General features: G+C 48.3%; 16 protein-coding genes. 2 read left to right on the forward strand and 14 right to left on the reverse strand.

The features are described 5' to 3' along the window. Position 1: 1 nt before the first annotated feature. The 8 genes from ACZOTW_RS04270 to gcvT form a co-directional block, all read right to left on the reverse strand. Entirely contained in the window at positions 2-583 is a 582-nt protein-coding gene (locus tag ACZOTW_RS04270; RefSeq protein ID WP_428037875.1) for a phosphoribosyltransferase family protein, read from the reverse strand. After that, complete coding sequence (locus tag ACZOTW_RS04275) at positions 570-2,867, reverse strand: DUF748 domain-containing protein (RefSeq protein WP_483997577.1); 2,298 nt, start codon at positions 2,865-2,867, stop codon at positions 570-572. The genes ACZOTW_RS04270 and ACZOTW_RS04275 overlap by 14 nt, the downstream gene beginning before the upstream one ends. Before the next feature lies 1 nt (position 2,868). Continuing rightward, the gene (locus ACZOTW_RS04280; RefSeq protein WP_483997578.1) at positions 2,869-3,561 is read right to left on the reverse strand and encodes a M50 family metallopeptidase; all 693 of its coding nucleotides are present in this window, start codon (positions 3,559-3,561) and stop codon (positions 2,869-2,871) included. Then, the gene (locus ACZOTW_RS04285; protein ID WP_483997579.1) at positions 3,561-4,259 is read right to left on the reverse strand and encodes a lipoyl protein ligase domain-containing protein; all 699 of its coding nucleotides are present in this window, start codon (positions 4,257-4,259) and stop codon (positions 3,561-3,563) included. The genes ACZOTW_RS04280 and ACZOTW_RS04285 overlap by 1 nt, the downstream gene beginning before the upstream one ends. Positions 4,260-4,404: 145 nt before the next feature. Continuing rightward, positions 4,405-5,853, reverse strand: coding sequence for an aminomethyl-transferring glycine dehydrogenase subunit GcvPB (gene gcvPB, locus ACZOTW_RS04290; RefSeq protein WP_483997580.1), 1,449 nt, complete (start codon positions 5,851-5,853; stop codon positions 4,405-4,407). A gap of 1 nt (position 5,854) precedes the next feature. Further along, positions 5,855-7,180 (reverse strand): aminomethyl-transferring glycine dehydrogenase subunit GcvPA, encoded by a 1,326-nt coding sequence (gcvPA, locus tag ACZOTW_RS04295; RefSeq protein ID WP_483997581.1) that lies wholly within the window; start codon positions 7,178-7,180, stop codon positions 5,855-5,857. Between the two features lie 61 nt (positions 7,181-7,241). After that, entirely contained in the window at positions 7,242-7,622 is a 381-nt protein-coding gene (gene gcvH / locus ACZOTW_RS04300; protein ID WP_483997582.1) for a glycine cleavage system protein GcvH, read from the reverse strand. 18 nt (positions 7,623-7,640) lie between these two features. Next, positions 7,641-8,720, reverse strand: coding sequence for a glycine cleavage system aminomethyltransferase GcvT (gene gcvT / locus ACZOTW_RS04305; protein WP_428037881.1), 1,080 nt, complete (start codon positions 8,718-8,720; stop codon positions 7,641-7,643). A 61-nt stretch (positions 8,721-8,781) separates the two neighbouring features. Between gcvT and ACZOTW_RS04310 the strand changes: the two genes are divergently transcribed. After that, positions 8,782-9,438 carry a M48 family metallopeptidase gene (locus tag ACZOTW_RS04310; RefSeq protein ID WP_483997583.1) on the forward strand — a complete coding sequence of 219 codons (657 nt, stop codon included), beginning with the start codon at positions 8,782-8,784 and terminating at the stop codon, positions 9,436-9,438. 82 nt (positions 9,439-9,520) lie between these two features. Here the strand turns inward: ACZOTW_RS04310 and ACZOTW_RS04315 are convergent, their stop codons facing one another. From ACZOTW_RS04315 to ACZOTW_RS04330, 4 genes are all read right to left on the reverse strand, one after another. Then, positions 9,521-10,264: a hypothetical protein gene (locus ACZOTW_RS04315; RefSeq protein WP_428041004.1), complete on the reverse strand. Its 744-nt coding sequence runs from the start codon at positions 10,262-10,264 to the stop codon at positions 9,521-9,523. A 153-nt stretch (positions 10,265-10,417) separates the two neighbouring features. After that, positions 10,418-10,942: a chromate transporter gene (locus ACZOTW_RS04320; RefSeq protein ID WP_483997584.1), complete on the reverse strand. Its 525-nt coding sequence runs from the start codon at positions 10,940-10,942 to the stop codon at positions 10,418-10,420. Continuing rightward, a complete protein-coding gene (locus ACZOTW_RS04325; protein ID WP_483997585.1) occupies positions 10,939-11,481 on the reverse strand; it encodes a chromate transporter in 543 nt (180 codons plus the stop codon). Before ACZOTW_RS04325 ends, ACZOTW_RS04320 begins: the two co-directional genes overlap by 4 nt. 13 nt (positions 11,482-11,494) lie before the next feature. Next, positions 11,495-11,737, reverse strand: a complete 243-nt coding sequence (locus ACZOTW_RS04330; RefSeq protein WP_428037886.1) for a helix-turn-helix domain-containing protein — start codon at positions 11,735-11,737, stop codon at positions 11,495-11,497. An 89-nt stretch (positions 11,738-11,826) separates the two neighbouring features. On the opposite strand from ACZOTW_RS04330, the gene ACZOTW_RS04335 reads away from it, so the two are divergent. Then, positions 11,827-12,480 carry a type IV pilin protein gene (locus ACZOTW_RS04335; protein WP_483997586.1) on the forward strand — a complete coding sequence of 218 codons (654 nt, stop codon included), beginning with the start codon at positions 11,827-11,829 and terminating at the stop codon, positions 12,478-12,480. A 54-nt stretch (positions 12,481-12,534) separates the two neighbouring features. Here ACZOTW_RS04335 and ACZOTW_RS04340 read toward each other — a convergent pair whose 3' ends face one another. Beyond that, positions 12,535-14,241 carry an N-acetylmuramoyl-L-alanine amidase gene (locus tag ACZOTW_RS04340; RefSeq protein ID WP_483997587.1) on the reverse strand — a complete coding sequence of 569 codons (1,707 nt, stop codon included), beginning with the start codon at positions 14,239-14,241 and terminating at the stop codon, positions 12,535-12,537. Positions 14,242-14,279: 38 nt separating this feature from the next. Beyond that, the gene (locus ACZOTW_RS04345; RefSeq protein WP_428040155.1) at positions 14,280-15,734 is read right to left on the reverse strand and encodes an Rne/Rng family ribonuclease; all 1,455 of its coding nucleotides are present in this window, start codon (positions 15,732-15,734) and stop codon (positions 14,280-14,282) included. Positions 15,735-15,750 lie beyond the last annotated feature (16 nt).

Here is a 15,750-nt window from a genome sequence, read left to right on the forward strand (position 1 = left end):
ATTAATTTTTGGAAACCTCTTCTAACGGAGTAATTGGCAATTTAGCCGCACATAACGGGCATTCCTTTGCCGTAAAAGTCTGCATCGGGTAAGACAAAAGCGAGCGAAGCGGCACAGACAAGGGCAAATAACCCATAGAACGGTCCACAATCACCCCCACGCCAATCACATTTCCGCCCAGTTTACCCACCAGGTCAATAGCCTTATTAATTTTGCGTCCGGAAACGGCTACGTCGTCCACAATAAGTACGTTTTCGCCTTCTTTTACAGTAAAATTATGCTTTAAAACCATTTCGCCGTTGTCGTCGCGCGAGGCAAAAATAGCACGCACGCCGCGGGCGCGGGCCACTTCCTGCGCCAAGACGGAGTCGGACGGCGTAAGCGCCATCACCACATCTGCCGGCTTGGTAAATTTATCCGACAGCGCCCCCGCAATTTTTTGCGCTAAATTAGGGTGCTGCATTAAGAGCGAGGTTTGAATATACGTCTGGCTGTGAAAGCCCGACGGCATTACAAAATGTCCTTCTAAAATGGCACCGTGTTCTTGCAACAGGCACAGTACGTCCATATTATTTCTTGGCATTAAAATCTCCTTGGATAAATTTAGTTGCGGCACTAAAATCTGTCGGTACGCCTTTTTCCTGGGCGGCGCGTATCGTTTTGCCCGTTTTTTTGGCGCGCAGCATTTCCAGTTTCGGCTTTAACATTGACGACGACACCCTAAACGCCAATGCCGGATTTCCCGACTCGTCCGTTAGGTTTTCAGCCAACGCGCCGGAACGCGACGTGTTGGTAAACATCGTCCATATTATGATATCAAAATTTTCGTCCACCCAGTTAGTCCAACCGCTGACCGCGGCGGAAAGAGTAGGACCCACCGTGTAGGCATTGTTCACCGTCATCGGCCCTTTATTAAATTCTACCGAGGCGGCCATATCGGTAAACGGCACATCTTTAAGCACCTGCCCCACCTTAAAACTTCCCGCCCGCTCCATACGGTGCATAATCAAAAACGGCTGGAAGGTAATGTTAAGCGCCTGCTGTTCTTCGGCCCATTTTTCCATTTGGTGAATCACTCCACCCTCTAACCGCGCGTGCAAGGGCCCGGACAGGTGCTTCATCCCGGCCTTAAAGCCCGTAAAATCAAATTCCGCACTAAAACGGTTTCCCGATAATACTTGGGTGGAAAAAGTATCTGCCGTCAGCGTTCCTGCAAAATTGGGCATAAAGCCGGGCAGGCGATCGCGAAAGTTGCGCAGCCAGGCAAGCGGACCGGCCACTGGGGCTTTAAATTTGCCGCCGTGCTTGGTAAGCGGCACAATTACCGTTACAAAGTCCCGCACTGTTTCAATAAAGGCCATCGGGTCCAAGTGTTTCCAATAAATAGATGTGCGAATTTTACGCCGGGCACTTTTTAAATTTCTAACAGACAAATTCATTTTAAACGGTACACCGTTTAATTCACACGAGGCTATATTCGCATACAAATTGCCCTTGCGCCAACTGGCACTTAAATTTAGTTTTTCAAATACCGAACGGTCCACCGTTACCTTTCCGTCCGTTGTAGCGGCATACAAATCGGTAAAATCTTTTTTGGCTTGGAACTCACCGGTAATGTTATCGGCCTTAAAACCATAGAGCAAGGCCGAAGCATCTTTAACCTGTGCGGTAACGAGCGGAAGCGCATACTTGCCGGAAGTGTGCGTAATCCGGCCCGCCAAAGAGCCTTGCCCGGTCAGTTTATATTTAGACATCAACGGATAATATTTTTCCTTGCCGGCTAAATTAAAGAAATTGGTGGATACCTGCAAATCGGCCTCAAAGGGGGCTTTTTCCAAATCCACCGCGCCGGAAGCCGTCAATTTTACGTCTGCCGCATTGGCGGTCAGTTGGTTTAATTTCAATAAACGGTAGCCGTTTGTCAGCACGCCTTTGGCAGCAAGCGTGGCCTTGGGAATAGAAAAACGGCCCTTTTCGGCGTGGAAAAGGGATAAGTCCTTGTCTTCAAACGCCGGAACGGAGGCTTTGATATTAAAATAGGGGGTTCTCAAATTATCCAAATCTAATAAAATATCCACAGGCTTTTGGAATAAATATACCTGCGTACGCAAACTGCGCAGGGCAAAATTCTGCCATTCAAAATCTGCAAAATTAACGTGCCCCGCGCCTTTAATTTCCATATCCGAAATGTTATCCCCCCACTTATTGCGGAGCACCATTTCCGCCGAAAAGCGCGACAGTTCATTAAACCGGAGCCGCTCAAAATGAACATTAAGCCCATATACTGCGTGGGAAAGGCCGGCGCCCAAATCCTTGTAACTTACCACGCCGTTTTTGACTGTCCAATCCTCTACGCTGACGGTAAATTTTTTACCTGTCAGTTCGCTGGTATAGACGGAGCGTTCCTCCGGCACGCGGATTTGCGGCATATTATAAGTGCCGTCCGCCTTACGCACCACATTAAAACGGGGCGCGTTTAAGGACACCTCGTCAATTACTAATTGCTGGTTTAAAAGCGGGAGCATATTAAAACGAAGCGTTACGGACTCGGCCGAAACAAAAGCCTTGCCGGGTTCACCGTCTGTATCCAACACGGCAAACCCCTTTAATTCAAGCGTATTTATAAATTTTAAATCAAGCGAAGAAATAACAACAGGACGGTCCAAGCGGCGCTGTAATTCGTCTGTAATAATTTCGCTAATATGCTGGGCATTAAAGGTTTTTAAAAACAATAGCCATAGCCCCGCACAGATAAGCATAAAAAACATAGCAGTAAACAAAACCGTGCGCAAACTTAAAATGCAGCACGATTTGAAAAACCGCCACAACCAACGAAAAAATCCTTTCTTTTTATGTTGCTTACCCATATTATTTGCCGGAGTTGACCATTCTCTCTACTATATAGTTTACTATAATTCGCCAGATATTGACGGTTCCCGCCAAGATATTTTTCCCGGCCGATACCAAAGAAACCGTTTCCGGGAACAAGACCTTTAATACCACCGCCAATACTACCAAATTGGCAAGTGTAATCATTACACCGGAAAAAATTTTCCCGCCTGCAATTTTTAAATCGGGCTGGTCGGCTTCAAACAAGGTTTTAAAAGTTTGCACAAAGTGAAACGCGGTCAAAAAACCGATGACAAATAAAAACACCTGCCGGTAAGGAGTTAAATCTACAAACAAATCGGTTACGGCATACAGCAGGGCCGCCGCAATCACATACAGCGGCACAAAATACGGAGCCAGCACCACAAACGCATTACAATTATCCATTTTTACATATCCGCTATCCTGGCCGACGGATACATCTTTAATACGGTACCCGCACACAAGCGCGGCGAGCGCGTGAGTCATTTCGTGCCCGAAAACATACAAGCGGGAAAAATTATAATATCCGTAATGAATACCGCAGTAAATAAGAACCCCTAAAACAAAACTGAGTGCCGCACCCAAATTGCCCAATACCGCACACAAGATTTTACCTGTCTCCAAGAGTGTAAAAAAAGCCGTAGGGAGCAAAATAAGTGCAAATAAAAATTTTATCGGGCGCCAAAGCATTAAAATTTCTCCGTCCAGGAAAGGGTTTTGTATTGCTCATCAGCCAAGCGGCGCGCCGAGGAAATCAAGGCGGCACTTGCACCGCACGGGCGCAAATCTGTACCTAAAAAATTCCGCACGGCACCGATAACGGCATTTTTATACAGGGGATTATCTCTCCCGTCCGGCACTTGCAAGGAACCTTGGTACAACACGGTTTGGCCAAAACGGCGGATAGCCCCGCCCAAAATCTTATGTCCGTCCGCCGACAGTAAATCATTTTCCACCGGATTTATAAAGCAGGCACTAGCCGTATGGTTTACGCTGGGAGCATAGGCGGAAGCGGGCAACACCTTATTAAATGACATACTGTTTATCCCGCGCGCGGCAAGTTCCGCCAAAATAAAATGATGAAACTTTTTATAAATATCGCTTGGACGTTCGGCTGATACAAACACCAAGGAAAAGGTCAAATCGCTTTGGTGAAAAACCACTCCTCCCCCCGTGGGGCGGCGGGCATACGGACCCCAAAAGGCACGCGCCGCAAGTGTTTTTTTCACTTCGTGCGCGAATTGGGAATAACCAAAAGTAACAGCGGGGCTGTCCGTCCAGCGGTAAAAGCGCAGCGTAATGTCATCCGGGCGGGTGCGCACCAGGCACTCGTCCAAAGCCATTTGCTCATACACGTTTAATGACGGGGCGGACAAAAGTAAATTCATATGATATATTTTACCAGTTCCGAGGCTTCCTTTGGCGCGGACAAAAAAACATAAGTCCGCCGCATACAGCAAACAGGCCGCTCACCCAGAGCGGCCTGTTTACTAAAAACAACTATTTACTTTGCTAATACTTTGCCAACCGACCTTACCAATGCAGGTTGGGTTCACGCGCGGCAGACACCTCATCAATACGTTTCACACATTGAGTGTGCGGGGCATCTTTTACGACTTGCGGATCGGTCTTAATCTCGTCGTATATTTTATCCATTGCAGCCACAAACGCATCCAACATTTGTTTACTTTCGGTTTCCGTCGGCTCTATCATCATTGCTTCCGGCACAATAAGCGGGAAGTAGATAGTCGGCGCGTAAAAGCCGTAATCCAACAAACGCTTGGCGATATCGGAAGTATGGACACCGTTCATTTCCGCCGGGTTCTGCGTCAGCACACACTCGTGCATACAAGGACTGTCAAAAAACGCATTGAACTTGCCCTTTAATGCCACGCGGATATAATTCGCGTTCAATACGGCATTTTCGGCAATTTCTTTAAGCGTTTTGCCGTCAAACTGGCGCAAGTAGCAATATCCGCGCAAACATACAGCAATGTTCCCGTAAAAGGCTTTCATTTTACCCAAACTTTGAGGCATTTTGCCGGATAAAGTGTATTTTCCGTCTTTAAGTTCCACCATTGGTTTAGGCAAGAACGGCGCCACATGCGCCGCCGCGCCCACAGGGCCGGAACCCGGGCCACCGCCGCCGTGCGGAGCGGCAAAGGTTTTATGCAAGTTTAAGTGCATAATATCTACGCCGAAATCAGCGGGCTTGGCTAAACCGATTAAGGCGTTAAAATTCGCCCCGTCCATATAGAAAAGCGCACCCGCCTTATGTACCATATCGGCAATTTCGCGCACGTCTTTTTCAAAGAGACCCACCGTGTTGGGAACGGTCAGCATTACAGCGGCGGTTTTGTCGGACAGGGCAGCCTTTAAGGCCTCTTTATCCACACAGCCGTCGGGGCCGGATTTAATGTTCACCACCGTGTATCCCGCCATATGTGCCGTAGCAGGATTCGTGCCGTGGGCGGTATCGGGCACGATGACTTCGGTGCGTTTAAAATCTTTGCGGGCGTCGTGATAAGCGCGGGCCGTCATAATGCCCGTGAGTTCCCCGTGCGCGCCGGCCGCCGGCTGCAAGGTGAACGAGACAAGCCCCGTAATTTCCTTTAAAAGTTCCTGCAAGTTGTACATCATTTCCAAGGTACCCTGCACCGCACTTTCCGGCGCAAACGGGTGGGCCGACGCAAAGGCCGGCAGGGCGGAAAGCACATCGTAAGCCTTGGGGTTATATTTCATTGTGCAGGAGCCAAGCGGATAAAACTCGCCGTCCAAGCAATAGTTCAGTTCCGACAGGCGCGTAAAGTGGCGCACAGTTTCAAATTCGCTTATTTCGGGCAATTTGGGCGCACTTTTACGCAAATATTCCGCCGGCAAATAATCAGCCGCGCGCTTTGTAACAGCGGCAAAGCGCACCCCGCGGCGGCCCGGCTGGGATTTTTCAATAGATAACTGGCTATGTTGTAAAATTTCTTCCATATTAAATCCCCTTTAAAGCCGCTTGATAGGCTTTTAAATCTGCCTCAGTTTTGGTTTCCGTAGCACACACCAAAAGGCAATTTTCCATCCCTTTCAGTCCGGCAAGCGCATAGCCCGCGCCAAACCCCTTCTGCTCCAAGTTGTTAATAATATCTTGGGCAGGAACCGGGCACTCCACCACAAACTCGTTAAAGAACGGGGCGGAATATTTCAGTTTAAAGCCGGGCACTTCGCTAATGAGGGCGGCTAATTCGTGTGCGCGCTCCAAGTTCAGTTCGGCCACTTCCTGCAAGCCCTTGGGGCCAAGCAGTGTCAAATAAATGACCGCGTTTAACGCGCACAGAGCCTCGTTGGAGCAAATATTAGAAGATGCCTTTTCGCGGCGGATATGCTGTTCACGCGCCTGTAAGGTCAGCACGAAAGAGCGGCGGCCGTCTTTATCTTTGGCAATACCTACAATGCGCCCCGGCAGTTGGCGCATATATATTTTTTTTGCCGTCATAATGCCCAGCCCCGGCCCGCCGAAATTAACCGCGTTGCCCAAAGGCTGTCCCTCGGCTACGGCAAAATCAGCATTATAAGAGCCGGGAGTTTGCACCACACCGAGCGATACCGGGTTTACAAGCGCGACCAACAGCGCCCCCGCATTATGAACCAAGTTGGAAATTTCCCCGGCACGTTCCAAACAGCCGAAAAAGTTGGGCGTAGGCAATAAAAACACGGCCGTTTTATCCGTTAGTTTAGCCTTTAAAGCCGCCAAATCCAACGTGCCGTTCTCCGCCAGGGGGGCTTCGGTTATGTGCACACCCGGCAAGTGGCGCACATAAGTATCAAGCACCTGTTTATAGTGCGGATGCAACGCAGAAGAAACAATAATTTCCTGACGGCCCGTAATACGAAGGCACGCCAAAACGGCCTCTGCCGCGGCGGTAGCGCCGTCGTAATGGGACGCGGTGGCTACATCCATATCCATTAAGGCGCAAAGGCAACTTTGAAATTCATAAATCGTCTGCAAAGTACCTTGGCTGGCCTCGGCCTGATAAGGCGTATAAGCGGTTAAAAATTCCCCGCGCGAAGAAAGGGCATTAACTGCGGCGGGAATAAAATGTTCATAAATACCGGCGCCAATAAAATTTTTGAGCGGTTTATTTTTCTCCGCCAACGCGTGTATATGCGCGGTAAGTTCTTGCTCCGTAAGGGCTTGGGGCAAATTTAAGACGGGGTACAGCAAATCTTGCGGAATTTGCGCCAGCAACTCTTTTACGGACGAAACGCCGATTTTAGCCAGCATTTCTTTTTGGTCCAATGGAGTATTTGGGATAAACATTGATAAGTCCTCTTGGTAAAATCCCCCGCTTATTGCGGGGGATAAATAGTCCGGGCAACTGTTATTTGGCGAGGGTGGCTTTGTAAGCGTTTACGTCAAGTAAGTTGTCGTATTCGGAGGGATTGCTCATTTTAATTTTGAACAGCCAGCCGTTTCCGTGCGGTTCGCGGTTTACAAGAGCCGGGTCGCCTTCCAAGGCAGAATTAACTTCTACAATTTCCCCGCTGACAGGCGCATAAATTTCGCTGGCAGATTTAACAGATTCAATCACACAGCAATTTTGTCCGGCCGTAACCTTTTGGCCCACCTTGGGCAAATCTACAAATACGATATCGCTGATTTCTTCCTGCGCATGGTTGCTGATACCCACAGTGGCTACGCCGTCTGCGGCACAGGCCCACTCGTGCGTTTTAGCAAAGCGGCAATTTTCTTCGGTATGCATAACTAATTTCTCCTTAATTTAAACCCGGTTTTTATAAAAGGGTGTTTTGACGGTATCGGCTTTTACCCGTTTACCGTGAATTTCAATTTCCACTTCCGTCCCGGCCGTTACGTCCAGGGCCGCATAACCGACGGCAATGCCTTTAAATAAGGGCGAATATGTCCCGCTGGTCAGCGTGCCTTTTTCCTCCGCTCCCACAAATATTTTGCATCCGGCGCGGGGCACTCCGGCAGACTTTAACACAAAGGCCGTCAGTTTTTCTTTAAGCCCTTGCGCCTTCTGCGCGGCAAGAGCCTCTTTTCCTACAAAATTTTCTTTGGCTAATTTTACCACCCAACCGCAGTTGGCTTCGTACGGTGTGCGGGTTTGGTCCGCATCTGCCCCGTTAAGCAAGTACCCGGCTTCCAAGCGCAGCACATCACGCGCCCCCAAACCGCACGGAGTAACCCCGTGCGCGAGCAAGGCGGCCCACAGTTCTACAATTTTATTGTTGGGAAGCATAATTTCCACGCCGTCTTCCCCGGTGTATCCGGTGCGGGTCATATAACCGCGTGCGCCAAAAAGTTCAATTTCTTTAATGTGAAAGCGCGGCAAATCGGAGGCTCCGGCCACAACTTTGTCCGCCGTTTCTACGGCTTTGGGGCCTTGCAAAGCAATCATTGCCCAGTCAGCGCTTTCGTTGCGCACCGTAACATTAAAGTTTTTGGCCTGCTTAGTAAACCAAGCGAAATCGCCGTCAATACAGGCGGCATTTACCACCACTAAAAATTTTTCGGGTGTTAAGCAAAAGGAAATGGCATCATCAATAATAGTGCCTTTTTCCGTTAAAATATGGGAATAAGTACCCACCCCGGGGGTATTTTTTATATTGTTGCAGTTAATGTATTGCAAAAAGGGCCAAGCGTCTTTGCCTTCTACAAAAAACTGCCCCATATGGGAAACATCAAACATCCCGGCGGCTTCGCGCACGGCTTTATGCTCGGCCAAGATGCCCTTAAACTGCACCGGTAGCAACCAACCGTGAAAGTCCACCATTTTTCCGCCGGCGGCTTCGCAAGCGGCGCAGAGCGGAGTAGTCTTTAAATCGGTATGAGTCATTACGCCTCCAAAAGTATATGTTCATTGTATAAAATTTAATCGTTTTTTATACAATATAAATATGGCAGATACGCAGAGTGTCGTAAGCGACGTAAAACTATTTATTGAACGGCTGAAAAAAGAATTGCCCGAAGTGTTCGGCAAGCAGGATTCGTCCGCCGCGGAGCAAACCGCTCCCGCGGGCGAAAACAAGGTGCTTTACAACGGCAATTTTTACGAGGCCCGTATGTACCTAACGCCCGACCAAGAGGAAGGCGTAGCGTTTGATGGGGAAATTTTCCACGTCTATTTACACACCAAAGAATCCGACCCGTCCGCGTTGGTTACGGTTTGGCTGCGCGAAAAAGCCAACGAAACCTTAAAAGATAAAACAAAAGAGTGGGCGGAAAAAATCGGAGTGGAATACAACAATATCGTTATTAAAGACCAACGCACCTGCTGGGCCAGTTGTTCGGGCAAAAAAAACATTAACTATTCTTACCGTATTATCAAAATGCCCCTGGCGGTACAAGACTACCTAATCGTACACGAACTGTGCCACCTGGTGCATATGAACCACGGGCAGGAATACTGGCAATTAGTGGCGCAATTTTGCCCCGACTACAAAAGCCACCGCCGTTGGTTAAACGACAACAAAGGCTCCATCTTTGCCGAGGTAGAACTGGCTTACCGCGAGCCGCCGACAGACGACCAACAAGAAAACAATCCGCAAAATTAGACAGTAAAAACCGCCGGTGCGAATTTCCGGCGGTTTTTATAGGAGACCTCCCGCCCCTGGCTTGTGGGCTGGGAAGTAATGGTTACTTAAAGAGTATGGCAGACCCGTTATCGGGGCGGACAACCGTCAAAGAATCCTCGCTTACGCCGCCAAAGAGCGACACGGGGAATTTGTTTGGAACCGAGTTTGCAAACGCTACCAGTTTGCCGCGGAAGAACACAGGCGTACCGATTTTAAGAGACGGTTTCATACCCATAGCCCGGCGGGCACGCGGAGAAATTACCCCCCGATTCGTAAAGAACTGCGCAAGCATCGCCGCACCGTCATTAGAATACGTCTGCTGCAAAGATTTCCCCGCGGCAATATGGGCGATTTCCACTCCCTTCAAATCTTGTACAAGCGCGCGTTTTACATACAGGCGGGCAAATTCCCCCTGCACGCTTACGCTGTTAGCCGTACCCACGGCCTGTTTTCCATTGGCAAAGCGGAGCGTAACCTTTTTCATTTGGTATCCGTCGCCCCCTTTAAAGCAAGCGGACAAGGTGGCCACGCGCGGAGTGCCCGCCAAAAGAACACCTTGGCAAGTTTTGGTTTGGCGGTCCACTTTTATCAGAACATCTTTAAAACCCGGGCGGCGGCGGGAAACCATATCGCTGAGCCTAACAGGTTTTTCAAATTCGGAAACCAATGTAACTTCGGCTAATTTGTTATCCAACGCACGGGAAACATTACCGTTTTTACCCGTGTTAGTGGCGGCGGAAGATAAACTCCATACGCCCACGCAGGCGGCCGCGAATAAAATTTTTGCAAAATTCTTATAGTTCATTTTTCTTTTTCCTCTTTATGCACAACTTTGATATATTTATTATAGCAAAAGTTAGCCTAAACTAACAAATATTTTTTAAAAAATATTTTCTCCGTCGTAAAAAACAGAAAAAATATTTTTATTTTTTTATTAAAAAGTTAGGTTATGCTAATTTTAGTAGAAAACAAAACCCAAAACACCGCAGGCAAATATAACGGCAATCGGCCCTGCTTTAAATTTCCCCACCGCAATAAAGGCGGACAAAAACAAAAGCACGCTCTTGTAATCCACAAAGTTTTCGCCGTTGCACAGCACCAAGGCCGCCGCCGCAATCAGCCCGATCACGGCCGGGCGAAGGCCCTTAAAAACATTTTCCACCGCTTGCGCGTGGCGGTATTTTAAAAAGTAGCGGCTGACCAGAAGCATTAAAATAAACGAAGGCAAGCACACCGCAAAGGTGGCAATCACGCTGCCCCACACACTGTGTGCGGCGGTATATCCCGTGTAAGTGGCCAAATTAATCCCCACCGGGCCGGGGGTTACCTGGCTGATAGCCACCACGTCGGTAAATTCGGACGTCGTCAGCCACGCCTGTTTGTAAACCACTTCATTTTGGATAAACGAAATCATCGCATATCCGCCGCCAAAGTTAAAAAGCCCGATTTTAAAAAATGTAACAAAAAGTTTCCAAAAAATCATTTTGCGCCCCCGTGCACACGGCCATATAAAAAACCGCCCAGCCCGGCCGCCAACACCACATAAACCGGGGACACTCCCAGCAACCACACCAAAAGTGCAGAAACCACCGGAAGCCAAGCCGTTTTATAGGTAATACCCGCCGTTTTAGCCAAGCGGAACACTGGGACAGCAATCAGGGCTACTACCGCCGGACGAATTCCTAAAAACACACGCTGAACTATCGGGTTTTCTTTAAAATTATGAAAGAAAAGCGCAATAAGCAAAATGATGATAAACGACGGGAGCGCCGCCCCCAACGCACAGCACACACTGCCCCAAAAACCCTTCATCTTATACCCGGACAAAATGGCAATATTGATAGCCAAAATACCCGGCGCGGCCTGGGCCACAGCGGTTGCATCTAAAAATTCCTGTTCGTCCAAGTACCGGCCTTTATCTACCAATTCCCGTTCAACGAGCGGGAGCATTGCATATCCGCCGCCCAAGGTAAATGTACCGATTTTGGCAAATATCCAAAATAAAATCAAATACGTTTTCATTACGTATATTGTACTATTTAGCAGGGAACGCTAACAGTTCGGCGACGGAAATTTTTAAACCGCACGCAATTTTGCGCAAATTGAGCAAGGCCAAGTTCCGCTCCCCGCGTTCCACGCCGCCCATATAGGTTCTGTCCAGCCCAATCTCCAAAGCAAAATCCTCTTGGGAAAATCCCGCCGCCTTACGCAAGGCCCGCACCCGCGCGCCGAACGCTTTTAAATATTTCCGGTCCGCCACAGTGTATGTATTTTTCATACTTTACAGGATAGCGGCTTGATACTTTTAAGTACACGGACTATAAGTATCATTTTATGTTATAATAAAGATACTTTTAGGAGGGAAAAATGAAAGGATTTGATAAAAATTGGTGTTTTTTGCCGTCATCCCCGAGTGTTTCTGTCGAGAATCCGTTGTTACTAAAAAAGGAAAACGACAGATTCCCGACTACAACTTTCGGGAATGACGACTTTATGAAAAAAGAAGGTCATCCTGAATTTAGTTCAGGATCTACCGCTTGGGTCGTTAGCCGTGGCTTTACGCTTATAGAATTATTAGTAGTCGTTCTTATTATCGGCATTTTGGCAAGCGTGGCCCTGCCGCAATATACCAAAGCCGTGGCCAAAAGCCGTTATTCACAGTTGATTACGGCGGGCAAGTCGTTAAAAGATGCTATGGAAGTATATTATATGGCAAACGGCGACTATCCGCAATATTGGGGTGATTTAGACATAGAATTTAAAGGTTGTACTGCCGACACATCGGCCCGCTATATGTTGTGGTGTGATAATTTTGCTGTGGATATGTTTAAAAGCAACGACGTAAATTTAAATTTATTTGATACGCATGGCCTGCCCAATAACGGAAAGAATATGCCTTCTACCGATCTCTACGACAAAGCCCCCGCCTATTATGTGGTTTGGCTTGATAATTCCCCTTATCCGGGGAAAACCGAGTGTCAAAGCAAAGTTGACGGTCTTTGTAAAACAATGGGTTTTTAAAAAACAACCCCCGGCGCATAAAACCGGGGGCTGTTTATTTTATCTTACAAAACGCTAATTTATCCAACCTTCTTTTTTGGCGTAGTTATAAATGCCGTTGTAGATACCCAAGGCCATTTTGTTGCGCACCGCACTATTGCTCAGGCGGGCGCGGTCCTTGTTACTGCTGATATATCCCATTTCCACCAGCACCGCCGGACTGTTTACACCCTTTAACACATAAAAGTTGGCTTGGCGCACACTGCTGTTTTGGTTGACGGCAATGCCGATACCCGGCTGTTTATACACCGCGTTGCGTACATATCCCGCCAGTTTGGAACTTTCGTTAATATACTCGTTTTTGGCTAACGATTGCAACAGGGCATCCACAAAGTTATAGTGGACTTCTTCGTATTGCATTGCCTCGTTTTCAAAAGCGGCCGTTTCGGCGGCTTCCTTGTCGGTGGCTTTTTCCGAACGGAAATACACCTGGAATCCGTTTGCGTTACGGTTTTTAGAAGCGTTAGTATGTACGGAGACGAACAAATCGGCCTTAAAATTATTGGCAATTTTAGAACGCTCAGACAAGGCGATAAAGGTATCGTTATCGCGCGTAAGTTTAACCTCAAAACCGCCCTTTTGCAAAAGTCTTGCCAATTCCTTGCCTACGGACAAGTTCCAATCTTTTTCGCGCATACGGTTGCGTATGGCTCCGGGGTCCTTGCCGCCGTGGCCCGGGTCCACCACTACGCGCATTTTCTTGCGTGCTTCTCGCATACTGACGGGATTTGGTTCACTTTTTAAAACAGGGGCCGGTTTCGGCGCGGTTTTAGAAGCCGCTTGGAGGGGCTTGCTTTCCGGCTTGGCAGGCGAAAGCACCGCCGCCTTGGGGGCCGCCGCCTTCATTACAGGCTCATAAGAGAGGTTTTCCGTGTCCGACAGGACCGAAGGTTCTTCTCCCTCTACAAGCGACTTATGCGCGGCTTTTGCGGGTGCCGGGGCCGGCTTTACGGGCTCGGTCCCCGCCGTCTCCTCGGGCGAGGGCAAGGCATTTTTAAGGCCCGCCCGAAAAACTAATTTATCTCCTGCCCAATCAAAACTCCAAACGCGCGCATCTTTACCTAAAATTATTTTTAAGACCGCATCCCCGCGGTTTTGGCGGATATCCGCCGACGCAATATAACTGGTGCGCAGGCGTTCGTGCAAATCCCGCTTTACCACGGCATTGGGGAACGTAATAATCACGGTATGTTTATTGGGCTGTTCGGTGGTAAAGGTTACATTTTTCCGGGCTGAAAAAACCAGCAAATTATCTGTGCCGCCAAATTTTTTATCTTCGTAGGATAAATTATAGCATCGTTCCACATAAAAGGCCCCGTCTTTAAATTCAACCAATTTATCCACCGCTTGCGTAAACGCAGGCAGCGTAAAAAACTCCGCCGGGGTCATTATCTTGCCGCCCCGTACCAATACGGGGGCAGATAAGGTTTTGGCTTGTGCGTTGACCACGATTTCCTGCAACGGGGCCGTTAAAATAGCATAAAACCCCTTGGTGGAAACTTTGGCTTGCTTAGATTTGGCAAACAGTTCCACACTCGCGCCAAATTTACGGGCTGTTTTTTGTGTGTCCACATACGGCACGCCGCCAATTTGTTCAAAAGGCACCGTTCCGGCCTTTTTACCCGAAACGATAAAACCGGCCTCGTCCTGCGCCGCCAGCGCGGGGCAAGATGCAAACAAGGCCAACAGACCCGATAGAAAAATTTGCCAAAACCGTTTCATATACAAAAGCGCCCGGGCACACGCCGGGCGCACTTATTCTATTCCAAGACGATTTTGTAATCTTCCCACGCCAACTGCGGATCCGCCTGAATTTTAAGCGTGCGGTGAATGTTTTGCTCAATATCTTCTTGACGGTTTTTAATGGCTTCGGCCAAAACCGGATGCAAAACAACACGCAAGTTTCCGCCGGGGCGGCCGTTGGTAAGGTCGTAAATTTCGCGCTGGATTTTAATACGCATACTCTCCGCAGATAACACACGGCCCGAACCGTGGCATTGGGGACATTCCTCACTGATAAAACTGCCTGTACTGGCGCGCTTTCTTTCGCGCGTCATTTCCACCAGACCCAGACGAGTAATCGGCAAAATCCGGATTTTGGCACGGTCCCCGTGTACGGCGGCGGCCAAGGCTTCCACCACCCGGTGGCGGCTGGATGCCTTGCGCATATCAATAAAGTCAATGACAATAATTCCGCCAATATTCCGCAAACGCAACTGATGGGCAATTTCACCTGCCGCCTCAATATTGGTCTGGGTTACGGTTTCTTCCTGCGATTTGTTGCCGGTAAATTTCCCGGTGTTGACGTCAATAGCGCAAAGGGATTCCGCTTCTTGTATAATAATACTGCCGCCATTGGGCAAAGGGAGTTTGGTCTTGCGCAAATTGTCAATTTCCGGCTCTACATTATACGCTTCAAAAATGGGGGTTTTGCCTTTATAAAGTTTTACGCGGTCAGCCAAATCCGGGGAATTTTTTTCCACAAAATCCAACACACGCTCGTAATCTTTTTTGCTGTCCAACAAATAGACTTTGGCATTTTCCGACAGTACATCACGCGCCACTTGCAAGACCGCATCCATATCCTCGTGCAAAAGTTTAGGGGAACGGGAGGTTTCAAATTTCTTCATAATAGACTGCCATTGGCGGTAAAGATATTTTACCTCGCGTTCCAATTCGTCCTTGGTCGCTTCTTCCGCTTCCGTGCGGACGATACAGCCCATCCCGTTTAAGTGCTTGGCGGCCAAATCCTGCATAATATCGTTTAATTTGTGGCGGGCTTCGGAATCTTCAATATTTTTAGACACTCCCACAAAACTTTGGTGCGGCGTTAAAACCAAATAGCGGCCGGGCAAAGTTACGTCCATCGTTACCTTCATCCCTTTCGTGCTGATGGCATCTTTTACTACTTGCACCATCACTTCCTGGCCTTTGTGGAGCACTTTATCTATATTCTTTTTATCTCCGCCCAACACATCGGAAATATACAAATAGGCGTTTTTATCGTAACCGATGTTTAAAAACGCGCTGGAAATACCGGGCAGTACATTTTCCACCGTACCCTTGTAAATATTGCCCACGATATTGAGCGAGCCGCGGCGTTCCCAAATCAACTCATTAACCCGTCCGTCTTCCAAAATGGCGATACGCGTTTCTTCAAACGACGTATTAACCAAAACTTCCACGGAGGGCTGTCCTTCCAAATTCTTACTCATATAAAAATCCTCTCTT

The organism is Candidatus Avelusimicrobium sp. (assembly GCF_056976295.1).